Genomic DNA, 14,600 nt, shown 5'->3' on the forward strand with positions numbered 1-14,600 from the left:
TGGTGCAATAACGAAAATGGGCTGTACAGGACGGTTTCCCAATCCTGTCAGCCCTTTATTACTAAAGCATGCATAACAGTTTATAATCCGTGCTTCTGATAACGGCCCATCAGTACTCCTTCTGCCAGAATATGTCCCTGCATGGCCTGTTGCAGGGCAGCTTTATCAGCTTCACCTTCCAGGTCAAGTTCCGTATCGAGCGCAAAAATGTGAAAATAATAACGGTGAAATCCTGAAGGCGGACAAGGTCCGTAATACCCTGTTTTACCACTTCCGTTCTTACCACAGATGCCGGGTACGGTGTCTCCTCCAATCAGATTGGTAGGCTGAATATTCCATACCACCCAATGATCAAAAGTACCTTTGGGCGCATCCGGGTCTTCCGCTATAATAGCCAGCGTCTTTGCACCTACAGGTATCTGATCTATCTGCAGAGGCGGATTCACATCTTCTCCTTCGCAGGTATATTTCGAAGGAATAACGCCTTCATGATCAAATGCAGTGCTTGATATCTTAAGACTACCTGTTGCATTTTTTTCCATACCGGAAACGACCGAAAAATCAAGCCAGAACCTGGCAGCACAAAAAAATGTAAAGAATACCTTTCAACGTGGGTAAACGCGCTACATAAATAAAATGAAACCGGGGATGTTGTAGAAACTATTCATCAATGCGCTTTACCAGTTCATCAATGAAACCTGCCTGCCTTTCGTTGATCTTTTCAAGGGCAATATCAATGGTAAACCAGGCGGCCCGGTCTATTTCCGGGAAAGTCTTCATCTTACCTGAACGTGGGGGCCATTCTATTTCAAACAGGTTACTTACAATACGCGCTGCATCCAGATCACCGGCTACCGCCCAGCAATGTACGGTTTTGTGTCCTTTTTGCCGGATAGTGGATAGTTGAATGAAATCACCCGAGGGCTGGTATCCTGTTTCCTCTTCAAATTCCCGGATGGCGGCTTGCAAGGGCTCCTCTCCCTCCTGGTATTCTCCTTTGGGCACCGACCAGCTGCCCAGGTCTTTTTTTGCCCAGAAAGGCCCACCGGGATGCGCCAGGAAGACTTCCAGCTGTTTACCCATTTTCCGGTAGAGTAATATGCCTGCACTTTGTTTTGCCATACTTAAAGTTACGCATTGCAATGCTGGTTCCGGTCAGTGCCTTTCAGCATATACCAACACATTCTCTGGATAAAGCTTTTCTGATGGAACAAATAATATCAGGCGCCTGTTTTACCTATGTTATTCATAGTGAAGCAAATACTCAAAATGGTACAGAGAAAATACTTTTTTTTCAATAGCAGCAGCTTTGCAGGATTAAAAATTAAGCTATCTTGGACATCTCACGATTGTAGCATGATAGTAGCAGCCCTTTTATATTTGGTTGTTAGTTACTCCTCAGAAATCAGACTAACCCCAGGTAGTGATATGCATTTTTCCGGCCTGACAGATACCGTTGAGGCGTCTGCAAGAGAATATACCCTGGTGGCCGATCCCCGGGGCAGGCTCAATATTGACAATTCAAGGAACACCTACCGTCCCGGAGATATACTGAACCTCAAAGGTAACTTTAAGTCAATCTTCATCTTCAATATGAGCGGCACTGCTGCCAAACCTATTATCATCCGTAACTACCGCAATACTGTTGTGAAGATCGGCGAGCCTGACTGGAACGGAGGCGGTAATTCCTCAGCCTGTGAGTTCTCCAATTGCCATTATATCCGTTTTGGCAGTCAGTCAGACAGGAATATGATCGTGATCAACGGCTCTACGCAGGCAGCCAGGGAGGCGTATCAGGATCTGCATATAGGCAATAGGACGGATAACATGGAGATCTGTTTTCTAACCATCATGAACGGCGGAAATGGTATCGTAGCGAAGACCGAACCTGTAAAGGGAGATCCCAACACCGTTTATCCCAACCTCGTGATCCGTAACCTGCAGATACATGACCTGACCATTACCGGTACAAAGAATGAAGCCATGTATATTGGCCATACAGCTACCTACTGGGACCATACGCTTAATCAGCCTTATTATGGTTCTCCTTCAAAATTCACTCCCGGTCACGATTATATACAACCTGCCAAATGGCAGAACGTGAAGATCTACAATAATCTCATCAGCAATATTGGTCTGGATGGCATACAAACAGCTGCTATTGACGGACTGGAGATCTTCAACAATGAAGTCACCCAATGGGGTACACAGCGCAACGCTGCACACAACGGTGGCATTCTTATTGGTGGCCGCACCACCAATACCAACACACATGATAACTATGTACATGATGGCTGGGGAGAATTCTGTCAGTTCTATGGTTCGGGAGAAAACAGGTCAGGCCACACCATTAGTAATAATCTATTTGCAGATAACCAGGGTGATGGTATCAGTATGAGAGGCACCGACAATGCCATCGTGCGCATTACTAACAATACCGTAGCCTGTACCAAAGGTAACAGCCTGCGTATTAACGGTTATACGGGTATGAAAGGCAAACAGATTGTTAATGCCAATGCCTTAATAGCACCCAATGGCGGCCATGGTGTCAACATCAGGAACTATATCTATGTGGAAGAAGGCGGAGACGCCATAGAGGGTACAGGAAACGAAGAGAACAAGAAGTTTCAGACCCCGCTGGAAGCCCGCGTGAATACGGCAGAATACTATCGTCCCCAACAAGGCTCATCCATAGGAAATGCCGGTTATAGAAGAAAATAGACTGCGAACCCACTTCATATAATGTTAAATATCCATTAAAAAAATATTTGCTTACTAAAAAAAAAGAGATATATCTTTGTTCAGCATTTTTTGTATTCGAGTTTTAACCCTGATCTTTTGAAAACCACACGACCATAACGTAATATTTCTGTCTTTTAGAGGGGACGACTTTACATCTGTTTTTTGGAGCCTACTTTATCGTGTCATAAGATACCAAACTTAGGAATCTTTCCTTATGCATATACAGAGCAGAAGGCATTTCTTAAAGAATGCCGCTATTTTATCCCCTGTACTTACCTTTTTCCCGTCCTATCTGACGGCTGGGAAAGGGTCGAAGTTTCGTATCGCCTTCATTGGTACTGGCATGTGGGGACAGCAGTACCTGAAGCAAGCACTCCAACACAAAGATCTGGATGTAAGAGCAATTTCTGAGACCAATTCGGCAGCAATTAGCCAAAGCCTTGACTTATTCAGTCAGGCGGGTCGCCAACATCCGGACATTTATCAGGACAATTACCAGACTTTACTCGCCCGCCAGGACATTGACGCCGTTATTATTGCGGCTCCCTGGCACCAGCACTACAGTATTGCGAAAGCAGCGATGCTCGCCGGTAAACATGTAGCCTGTGGCTCAGTAATGGGGACTACACTTGAAGAGCACCAGGACATTGTTCGTATCAGTGAGCAAACGCGTTGCCAGTACTTTACGTTGGACGAACACAGTTACCGCCCCGACCTGCTGGCTATTAACAATATGGCACAGGAGGGCATTTTCGGAAAACTGCAATCCATACACGCTGGAGCCAGTCCTCATGTATTGCCGGCAGAACAAGACAAGGAGGCCCAGTCCTACCCTGTTTATCCTGCAGCAGCAGTTGCCAGGATGCTTGACCTGAAAGAGAATACATATGTATCCCTGCAGGTAGTACAGCAAAAGCAGCAATACGTGATCAACAAACCTCTTCCAGGGAAGGAACATACACGTTTGTTCTTTACTTCCGGAGATGTAAATTCCATTTGCCTCACCACCCAACAGGGACAAAAGGTATGGCTGCAAATGGATGCCGGAAAAACGCAACCTGTTTCCACTGGCTTCCACGTGAACGGTAGTAATGGCTCGTGGGTAGACCTCTTCAACTGCATTTACATTGAAGAAAATAACCCTGTTAACCAGGTCTGGGAACCAGGTAAACCTTACATCAATCAATATGCACAGCAGACTGACCTGCCACGTTACAAACAGGTAGAAGAAGGTAATAGCTATGCAATGGCCCTGCAGGAATTTGTAGGTGTCATGCAACAGCGCGATGAGCTGTCTGTATATGCGGCTGCTACCAACAGCATTATAACGCCAATGGCCGCACTTTCTGCACAACGGAACGGAGCAACTGTGCAATTCCCAAAGTTTAGAAACCCGATTATATAAATTAAACACTACATTAAAACTGGAACTATGGATCCACTTCTTGCATCGATCATTCTATTTGCCGGAAACTTCGCGCCCAGGGGTTGGGCACTTTGCTGGGGTCAGATTCTTAGCATTGCTCAGAATACCGCCCTGTTCTCTCTGTTAGGTACTACATACGGTGGTAACGGACAGACCACTTTCGCGCTGCCTGACCTCAGAGGCCGTTTCCCACTGGGTACCGGACAAGGCCCCGGACTACCTAACATTAACCTGGGTGAAATATCTGGTACACCTACCACTACCCTGCTGATCACCAATATGCCAGCGCACAATCACACTGGTACTATTGCATCAGCGTCAGTATCACAGGCTGCCAGTGCAGCTGCCGCTACTACTAACACTCCCAGCTCTACCGTAGTACCGGCTGTACTGCCTACTTTCGGTGCTGGTCCGACCGCACAGCAGGTTAAAGGTTATGCGGTTCCTGACAGCACTACTTTCCTGGCGCCTACCACTAATGTGACTGGTACCGTGAATGTAGGTATTGCAGGTGGCAGTCAGCCATTCAGCATCATGAACCCTTACCTTGGTATGAACTATATCATCGCCACCGAGGGTGTATTCCCTAGCCGTAACTAACGAACTTATATGCAATCAGCGCTTTCTATTGGGTTCCTTACTCCCTATTCCGGTGTATATCCTGCCTATTCTGCCCACCTGGTTACAGGTTGGCTGCTGGGTATGGGATTAGATCCCGTGCGGCAAAGAACAGTGCAATTTTCATCAGAGTATACCCATATGGGAGGCGCTGGTGCTTCTGTCGAAGCTGCCCGTAAACTGCTTTTCTTTAATAATGTCGATATACTGTCTGGTCTGATCAGCTATAAAGTAGCACCCGATATTATCCCCCTGGTGGAGAATACGAAAAGACCGGCTTTCTTCTTTGATATGGGCGAGTATATTCCTCACTTCCCCTACCTCAGTCCTGATGTATTCTATGCGTCGAACCAATTATGGCAGTCGCAGTATGCATTGGGAAAGTGGGCCCACAGCCATTTCGGGGATGGAGGTCATATGATCATGCCGGCCTATGAAGCAGGTTACCACCTGCATAGTGCATTCAGAGAAGGCATTACAGCGGCAGGCAGCAGGCAGGTAAGTATGACGGTATTGCCATTTGATGAGAAAGATCCAAAGAAAATGGAGCTGGACGAACTGTTTACAAAGATCGCCAAAGATGCCCCACCATATGTCCATGCCATCTTCGCTGGTAGCATGGGTACACGTTTCCTTGAAAAATGGATACAAAGCGGCTTTCATAAAAAAATCCCGCTGCTGATCAACGAAACGATGGCATATGATGATATACTGGAAGATATTAAACATGTAGACCTGGAAATCTATACATCCATGATGTGGATGCGCGAAGACCAGAATAAGGTGAATCAACAATTTGTAAAAAAGTTCGAAAGCATGGCTAAACAGCCGGCCAATATCTTTGCTTTGATGGGATATGAAGCCGGCCTGATGTGGAGGGAATTGTTACCGCATGCCAGAAAAAAAGACTGGGATACAGTTAAACAGCAACTCCGTACTGGCGTGATAGATGGCCCCAGAGGACAAAAGAATTTTTACCCCGCTTCAGGATTTGCCCTGCCTTCAGCGAATATTCTAAAGATCAGCACAACTGGTAATAAAATAAACAAATTAATTCTTGATCAGGGAGCAGGCATGCGCTATGATGTGAAGGAATTTGAGATGATTCATAACGAATCTGTATCCGGTTGGCAAAACCCTTTTCTCTGCATTTAACAGTTTTATATGAATGACACATTTACCCGAGGTATCAGCAGGATCCTGCTGATACTTTTCTTCATGCTAGCTGGCTTCAAAGGCTTTGCGCAGTATACGAAGACGTCTCTGGAAACGGGGCGTAGTTTGTATTCTGCCATGGCCAAAGACCAGAGTGGCAACCTGTTCGTCGTGCGCGCCAATGCGGCCGGCACCGCCTATGAATTGGTGAAATACACGAACGGTACAGGTACTCCCCAAATCCTTTACAGCAATTTGCAACAAGACAATGGGGTTCCTCCCATCGGACTTGCTGTCAACTCTTTAGGTGATGTCTTTGTGACCAGCCTGAATAGTGCTGATGGATGGGAGATTATTAAACTGCCGGCTCCGAACAACAACAGTCCCACTGTTATCCATTCCGGCAGCTACTATTCCGCTTTGGCAACAGACCAATCCAACAACCTGCTCTCAGTAGAATGGGATGGTGGTAGTAGTTACCAGGTGGTTAGATACCCCTTCGGTGCGGAACAGCTCGCAGGTACAGTTGTTTGGAACGGGCTCACTTTACCTTCGGGATTGTCAAGTACCTATCCCGCTGGTCTCGTGACCGATTCCCATGGGAATATTTTCCTGACAGACTTTCTTGAAAATTCCGGAGGCCGCCTCATTAAGCTGACCGCTCCTGGATTTGTGGCCACTCAGATAGCCACCGGTAGAGGATTTACAGCGCTGGCAGTAGATGCCTCAGATAATCTGTATATAAATGAAGCTACAGCAACTGCCAATGTTGCACAGATCGTAAAATACACTGATCCTACCCAGACAGGACAGGTAATCTATAATCAACTTAGCTATGACGTCAATGCCCATCCATATGGATTGGTTGTCATGCCTAATGGAAATATCTTTGCAAACAGTAACGGTTCAGCACCGGAGGTTGTTAAATTAGCCCCTCCCAACATCAACGTTTTAAGCGTTGTACGTGCTGCAGCCAATCCTACGAATGCAACATCTGTTACTTACACTGTTACCTTCAGTGGCTCTGCCGCTGGTGTAACTACGAGTGCATTCACCCTCGTTCCCTCCGGTGTCTCCAGCGCATCTATCGCGAGTGTAACAGGCAGCGGTACTACCTATACCGTGACTGTCAACACCGGCACAGGTTCCGGTACCATCGGGCTGAACGTTAACGGAACAGGCATCACCCCTCCGGTTGCCAATGCTCCTTATACCGGCGCAGTATATACTATCGACAAAACTGCACCTACCGGTTCAATAGTCATCAATGGTGGTGCAACTGTGACCAACAATCCGAATGTAACATTGACCCTTACAGGTAGTGATGCAAGCACTCCATTGCAAATGGCTTTCTCTATCGACGGCGGTGCTTACACAGCCTATGAAGCATTTGCAACGACCAAAGCACTGGTACTACCTTCAACTGAAGGTACGAGAACGGTAGACATGCGACTGAAAGATGCGGCGGGTAACATCTCAGTGTACAGTGATAACATCACGTTAGACCTGACGGCTCCTAACACGACAATAACAGGCAATCCTACGAATCCTAGCACCTCATCAAGCGCTACTTTCACTTTCACCTCCAATGAGGCGGGATCTACCTTCGAGGGTAGCCTGGATGGTGCCGCATATACGCCTGTCACTTCACCGGTTACATTCACCGGCCTGGCAGACGGCTCTCATACTTTCTCAGTAAGAGCCATCGATCCTGCCGGCAATATTGACGGCAGCCCGGCCAGTTTCACATGGCTGGTTGATACTAATGGACCGGTTATAACCAGCGTAAGTGTTCCCGCAAATGGATACTACAGGGCAGGTCAGACACTGCAGTTCACAGTAAAATACAATGAACCTGCATTTGTAACCACCGCTGCAGGTACCCCTTATATCAATCTTATCATTGGTCTTAATGCAGTACAGGTACCTTATATCAGCGGCAGTGGCACAACTGACCTGGTATTCAGTTATACCGTACAGCCGGGTGAAATGGACATGGACGGTATCACCGTACAACCACTGGTACAGAACAACAGCGGCTTTATTAAAGATGCACTGGGTAACGATGCATCTACCACATTGCAGAACGTTGCTTCTACCACCAATGTACGGGTAAATACATCCATACCGTCAGTAACATTATCTACTGCTACGGCTATGCCAACCAATGCGCCATTTACCGTTACAGCTACCTTCAGCGAAGCGGTGACCGGCCTTAGTGTAAGTGATTTCAACGTATTGAATACAACAGTAAGCTCACTGAGCACTACTGATAACATCACTTACACCGTATTAATGACACCTTCTTCTGATGGCACCAGGAATATCAGCCTGCCAGGGAATGCTGTTGTTAATATTGGTGGAAACCCTAACACTCCTTCCAACACCATCTCTTATACTTATGATGCTACCGCTCCAACGGTTACGTCTGTAGCAGTACCTGCTAATAAGTATTACAGAGCAGGTGAAACGCTCGACTTTACTGTTAATTTCAGTGAGAATATTATACTGAATACAGCAAGCGGTACACCTTCCCTGCGCCTTACCATTGGTGCTATCCCGGTACAAGCCACCTACACCGGCACCTCAGGTACTAACGCGCTGACATTCAGCTATACAGTGGTGAACGGAGATATGGACATGGATGGTATCACCGTAAATACCCTGACATTAAACGGTGCAACGCTGAAAGATGCGGCTACCAACAATGCCGACCTGACGCTGAACAACGTAGCGCCAACTACAGGGGTGTTTGTAAATACAGCACATCCTTCCGTAGTAATAGCTACTGCTGCACCAGCTATTGTGAATGCGCCGTATACGGCTACTATCACTTTCAGTGAGGCAGTATCCAACTTCGTGATCGGCGACATCACAACAAGCAACGCAAGCCTCAGCAGCCTGAATACTTCAGACAATATCACTTATACCGTACTGGTTACACCGACTACCGACGGTATAGTGACACTGAATATAGCGGCAGATGTAGCTGAGAATATTGCGGCGAATGGCAACAGTGCTTCCAATACACTGTCCCGCATCTATGATATTGCTCCACCTTCAGTAACAGCAGTAGATGTGCCGGCCAACGGTTACTATAAAGCAGCTACTATAATGGACTTCACTGTTCATTTCAGTGAGAACATTACGCTGAATACAAGTGGTGGCAGTCCCACGCTGAGTCTGACCATTGGTTCATCAACTGTAAATGCTACCTATAATGGTACTTCCGGCACAGATGCGCTGAACTTCAGCTACACAGTGCAGAATGGCGATATGGATATGAATGGTATTCAGGTAAGCGCCCTCCTGTTAAACGGCAGCACCATTAAAGACGTTGCCAATAACAATGCAGTGCTGACATTGAATAACGTGGGTAATACCACAGGTGTATTTGTCAATACACAGCATCCGTCAGTAACACTGTCTACCGCAGCACCTGCGATAGTAAATGTTCCATATACAGTGACCGTCACCTTCAGCGAAGCTGTAACTGGCCTGGCTGCGGCTGACTTCAATGTAACGAATGCAACAGTAGGTACCCCGGCTACTACAAATAATATCACTTATACTGTACTGGTTACTCCTACCGCCGACGGTCCTGTAAGCATCAGCTTACCAGCAGGTGCTGCAGTAAATATCGGCGACAATGACAATACTGTTTCCAACACGCTGAACAATACTTATGATGGTACCGTTCCAACGGTTACAGCTGTAGCAGTTCCTGCAAACGGGTACTACAAAGCAGGTACCACGCTCGACTTTATCGTTCGTTTCAGCGAGAACATCACGCTGAATACTACAGGAGGTAATCCTACACTGGGTCTCACCATCGGTGCAGCAACTGTCAACGCAACCTATACCGGTACTAACGGTACAAACGGACTGAACTTCAGTTACACTGTACAGAGCGGCGATATGGATATGGACGGTATCGTAATAACCAGCCTGGCCTTAAACGGTGCTACGCTTAAAGATGATGCTACCAACAACGCAGACCTGACACTGAATAATGTCGGCAACACCACAGGCGTACGGGTTAATACATCCATCCCGACAGTAGTATTGTCTACCGCTGCGGCCACGCCAACTAATGCGCCATTTATGGTGACAGCTACCTTCAGCGAAGCAGTGACTGGCCTGACTGGAGGTGATTATAACGTGGTGAATGCAACAATCGGCGCTCCGATCACGGCAGATAATATCACTTACGACATACTGGTTACGCCTACCGCAGACGGACCTGTAAGCATCAGCTTACCAGCAGATGCAGCAGTGAATATCGGCGACAATGGCAACACGGCTTCCAATACACTGAGCCTCGTATATGATGCTACCGCTCCAACGGTTACATCCGTAGCAGTACCTGCCAATAAGTACTACAGAGCGGGTGAAACCCTCAACTTCACTGTTAATTTCAGTGAGAACATCATCCTGAATACTACAGGTGGTACACCTTCCCTGCGTGTTACTATTGGTACTATTCCGGTGCAGGCCGCTTACACAGGCACCTCAGGTACTAACGCGACATTCAGCTATACCGTCGTGAACGGCGATATGGACATGGACGGTATCACCGTAAATGCCCTGAATTTAAATGGGGCAACTATCAGGGATGCTGCTACCAACAATGCCAACCTGACGCTGAATAACATAGCGCCAACTACAGGGGTGTTCGTAAATACCGCACATCCTTCCGTAGCCATCACTTCTGCTGCGCCAGCCATTGTGAATACGCCATATACGGCTACGATCACTTTCAGTGAGGCAGTATCCAACTTTGTGATCGGCGACATCACAGCGACCAACGCAAGCCTCAGCAACCTGTCTACTTCAGATAACATCACTTACACCGTACTGGTTACACCACCTGCCGACGGTACAGTGACACTGAACATAGCGGCAGATGTGGCTGAGAACATTGGTGCTAATGGCAACACAGCTTCCAATACCTTATCCCGCCTCTATGATGCTGCTCCTCCTGCAGTAACAGCAGTAGATGTACCGGTTAACGGTTATTACAATGCGGGTACCACACTGAACTTCACTGTTCATTTCAGTGAGAATATCACGTTGAACACTACAGGTGGTAATCCTCAGCTGAGCCTTATCATTGGTACGTCAACTGTAAATGCTGCCTATACCGGCACTTCCGGCACAGATGCGCTGAACTTCAGCTATACTGTGGTGAACGGTGATATGGATATGGACGGCATCCAGGTAGGTAACCTCCTGTTAAACGGTAGTACCATTAAAGATGCTGCCAATAACAATGCAGTGTTGACATTAAACAATGTGGGTAATACCGCAAACGTATTTGTCAATACACAACATCCGATAGTAACACTGTCTATGGTAGCACCTGCGATAGTGAATGTTCCATACACTGTAACTGTCACCTTCAGCGAAGCAGTAACAGGCTTCACTACCGGCGATGTTACAGCTGTTAATGCAACAGTCAGCAACCTGCAAACCACCGACAATATCACTTATACCGTATTGGTTACTCCTGCCGCCGACGGCGTTGTAAGCATCAGCGTACCAGCAGATGCAGCAGTAAATATTGGCGCCAATGGCAATACTGCTTCCAACACCGTAATTAATACATATGATGGTACCGCTCCGGTGGTTACATCTGTAGCAGTTCCTGCAAACGGATACTACAAAGCAGGCACAACGCTGAACTTCACAGTTACTTTCGACGAGAACATCATCGTCAATACCACCGGCGGTACACCAAAACTGGGTATCACCATCGGTACTGAAACTGTCGATGCAGCTTATACCGGTACTAACGGTACAAATGCATTAAACTTCAGTTACACCGTACAGGATGGCGATATGGATATGGATGGTATCACAGTGGGTACACTGGCACTGAATGGCGCGACAATAAAAGATGTTGCTACCAACAATGTAGTGTTAACACTGAATAATGTTGGCAATACATCCAACGTATTTGTGAACACCGCTCACCCGACAGTAACTGTAAGCACTACGGCACCTGCCAGGGTAAACATTCCGTTCACTACTACCATCACTTTCAGTGAAGCGGTAACCGGCCTTACTTCCGGTGACATAGCGATTACAAATGGTACAGCTGGCACCCTGAGTACATCAGACAATATCACTTACACCTTACAGGTTATACCAACCACGGAAGGTGCAGTGAGCGTAAATGTACCGGCAGATGCTGCAGTAAATATTGGCGACAATGGCAATACTGCCTCCAATACTGTAAGCATCACTTATGATATCACCGGACCAACTGTTATAACCGTAGGGGTACCAAATGACAAATATTACACAGTCGGAGAGGTTCTGAAGTTTAATGTTCATTTCAATGAGGATATCATCCTGAATACAACAGGCGGTACACCTTACATTACACTCACTATTGGTACAACCACGGTCAATGCGAGCTACAATGCCGGTAACACTACAACCCTTCAGTTCAGCTATACCGTGGTAAACGGCGACCTGGATATGGATGGTATCACAGTAGGTACACTGGTGCTGAATGGCGCTACAATAAAAGATGCTGCTACCAACGACGCGGTACTGACACTGAATAATATCCCTAATACTACCGGTGTAAGGGTAAACACTACCAATCCAAGCGTAATACTGTCCTCTACTGCCAACGCACTGATCAACGCGCCGTTCACCGTAACAGCGACCTTCAGTGAAGCAGTGACAATACTGACCGCAAGTGATTTCTCTGTCACCAACGGTACAGTTTCCGGTCTGTCATCTCCAGACAACATCACTTTCACCCTTACCGTAACACCAACTGCCGATGGCGCTGTAAGCATACAGGTGCCAGCTAATGCCGTTGTAAATATTGGAGGCAATTCTAACACGCCTTCCAACACACTCAACTTTACTTATGACGCTACCGCGCCTGTAGTAAATGGTGTAGCTGTGCCTCTCAATGGTTACTATAAAGCAGGTGATGTAATGAACTTCATTGTATTCTTCAATGAAAACATCAACCTCAACACCGCAGGCGGTGCTCCTTATCTTAATGTTGTCCTTGGCTCAGGTACTGTGAGAGCTGCTTACACTGTCGCTACTGCGAACAGCCTGTCATTCAGCTACACAGTACAACCAGGGGATATGGATCTGGATGGCATCGCATTGGGTGCAACGCTCAACTTAAATGGCAGCACCATTAAAGATGACGCTACGAACGATGCGAACCTCACACTGAACAATGTTGCCAATACTTCCGGCGTATTTGTTCATACAGGTTCTCCATCCGTACAATTGTCTACTACCGCTGCTACCCGTGTGAACGCTCCGTTTACAGTAACCACTGTCTTCAACGAAGCAGTAACCGGTCTGGCAGCAGGCGACTTCACCGTAACCAACGGTACCGCCAGCAACCTGCAGACAACAGACAACATCACTTACACATTAACGGTAACACCAGCTGCAGACGGTGCTGTTACTATCCAGCTGCCAGCCGCTCAGGCACAGAACATAGTGTCTAACGGCAACACAGCATCCAACATACTGACAGTTACTTACGACGCAACTGCACCAGTTATCGATGGCGGTCTGTCATTCGATATCCTGGAAAGAAGCGCAGTAGGTACACAGGTGGGTAAGGTAACCGCTACTGATGCATCAGGCATCTTCCAGAACTGGGCCATCACATCCGATGATTCCAACGGCGCCTTCTCAATAGATGCCAATGGTAACATCCTGGTGGCAGATCAGGCTAAGCTGAACGCCAAGGTGAGCACCACCGTTACCCTGACTATCACTGTCAGCGACGGATTGAACACCAGCACTGCCGTACCGGTAACAGTGAAGGTGATATTAGTGAACCAGGCGCCAACCCTCGACGCGATCAACAACGTAACGATCTGTCCGGACGGTCAGGAACACACCATCCAGCTGTCAGGTGCCTCTGCGGTAGAACCAGGTCAGACTTATGGCTTTACCATCATCACTGACAAAGCAGCCAGCTTCGATAAGCTGAGCGTAAGCGCGGCAGGTCTCATCACCTACCAGCTGAAGACCAGCGCAACCGGTACATCCGCAGTAACTGTTACCATCAAGGATAATGGTGGTACTGCAAACGGTGGTATCGATACATTACGCCGCTCCTTCAATATTGAAGTGGCTACCCTGGGTGCCATCACTATCACCAGCGATAAAGGCAACAGCGTCTCCAAAGGAGATATTGTACACCTCTCCGCAACAGGTGGAACTCACTACCAGTGGGATAATGCCGATGGCATCATCAGTGGTCAGCAGAGCGCCGTACTGGAAGTAAGGCCAATGCAGAACACTACTTATCATGTTACCGCAAGCAACGACGCTGGCTGTACCAATACTGCCGACTTCACAGTCTCAGTAGTGGCAGACTTCAAAGTAGATGCGGTGAATCTCCTGACACCAAACGGTGATGGTAAGAATGATAAATGGGTGATCCGTAACCTGGATAGCTATCCTAATAATGAAGTGAAGATCTTCGACCGCGCAGGCCGTCTTGTATATACCCGCAGGAATTACAGCAATGACTGGGATGGTACTATGAATGGCAGCCCGCTGGCTGAAGGCACTTACTACTACATCTTAACGATCGAAGGTGGTGCGAAAACAGCGAAAGGTTATATCACGATCATCAGGGACAGAAATTAATCCG

7 protein-coding genes are annotated in these 14,600 nt (G+C 47.3%); 5 read left to right on the plus strand and 2 right to left on the minus strand.

Annotated features, from left to right (window positions below):
• Positions 1-80 precede the first annotated feature (80 nt).
• Both F3I09_RS13620 and F3I09_RS13625 read right to left on the minus strand, forming a co-directional pair.
• On the minus strand, positions 81-542 hold the full coding sequence (locus tag F3I09_RS13620; protein WP_149695577.1) for a YbhB/YbcL family Raf kinase inhibitor-like protein: 462 nt from the start codon (positions 540-542) through the stop codon (positions 81-83).
• A 118-nt stretch (positions 543-660) separates the two neighbouring features.
• Positions 661-1,122, minus strand: a complete 462-nt coding sequence (locus F3I09_RS13625) for an NUDIX domain-containing protein (protein ID WP_149695578.1) — start codon at positions 1,120-1,122, stop codon at positions 661-663.
• A 306-nt stretch (positions 1,123-1,428) separates the two neighbouring features.
• Here F3I09_RS13625 and F3I09_RS13630 point away from each other — a divergent pair, with 306 nt between their 5' ends.
• The 5 genes from F3I09_RS13630 (at position 1,429) to F3I09_RS13650 (ending at position 14,596) form a co-directional block, all read left to right on the plus strand.
• Positions 1,429-2,721, plus strand: a complete 1,293-nt coding sequence (locus F3I09_RS13630) for a right-handed parallel beta-helix repeat-containing protein (RefSeq protein WP_223233236.1) — start codon at positions 1,429-1,431, stop codon at positions 2,719-2,721.
• A 235-nt stretch (positions 2,722-2,956) separates the two neighbouring features.
• Positions 2,957-4,147, plus strand: a complete 1,191-nt coding sequence (locus F3I09_RS13635) for a Gfo/Idh/MocA family protein (protein WP_149695580.1) — start codon at positions 2,957-2,959, stop codon at positions 4,145-4,147.
• Positions 4,148-4,174: 27 nt separating this feature from the next.
• Positions 4,175-4,768, plus strand: a complete 594-nt coding sequence (locus F3I09_RS13640) for a phage tail protein (protein WP_149695581.1) — start codon at positions 4,175-4,177, stop codon at positions 4,766-4,768.
• Positions 4,769-4,777: 9 nt separating this feature from the next.
• On the plus strand, positions 4,778-5,941 hold the full coding sequence (locus tag F3I09_RS13645; RefSeq protein WP_149695582.1) for an ABC transporter substrate-binding protein: 1,164 nt from the start codon (positions 4,778-4,780) through the stop codon (positions 5,939-5,941).
• Between the two features lie 9 nt (positions 5,942-5,950).
• Positions 5,951-14,596, plus strand: coding sequence for an Ig-like domain-containing protein (locus tag F3I09_RS13650; protein ID WP_149695583.1), 8,646 nt, complete (start codon positions 5,951-5,953; stop codon positions 14,594-14,596).
• Positions 14,597-14,600 lie beyond the last annotated feature (4 nt).

Source organism: Chitinophaga sp. CF418, from assembly GCF_900142925.1.
Lineage (GTDB): Bacteria > Bacteroidota > Bacteroidia > Chitinophagales > Chitinophagaceae > Chitinophaga.

Coding starts and splice junctions, on each gene's coding strand:
- F3I09_RS13620 (WP_149695577.1), bottom strand. CDS start 542: ATGGAAAAAAATGCAACAGGTAGTCTTAAGATATCAAGCACTGCATTT.
- F3I09_RS13625 (WP_149695578.1), bottom strand. CDS start 1,122: ATGGCAAAACAAAGTGCAGGCATATTACTCTACCGGAAAATGGGTAAA.
- F3I09_RS13630 (WP_223233236.1), top strand. CDS start 1,429: ATGCATTTTTCCGGCCTGACAGATACCGTTGAGGCGTCTGCAAGAGAA.
- F3I09_RS13635 (WP_149695580.1), top strand. CDS start 2,957: ATGCATATACAGAGCAGAAGGCATTTCTTAAAGAATGCCGCTATTTTA.
- F3I09_RS13640 (WP_149695581.1), top strand. CDS start 4,175: ATGGATCCACTTCTTGCATCGATCATTCTATTTGCCGGAAACTTCGCG.
- F3I09_RS13645 (WP_149695582.1), top strand. CDS start 4,778: ATGCAATCAGCGCTTTCTATTGGGTTCCTTACTCCCTATTCCGGTGTA.
- F3I09_RS13650 (WP_149695583.1), top strand. CDS start 5,951: ATGAATGACACATTTACCCGAGGTATCAGCAGGATCCTGCTGATACTT.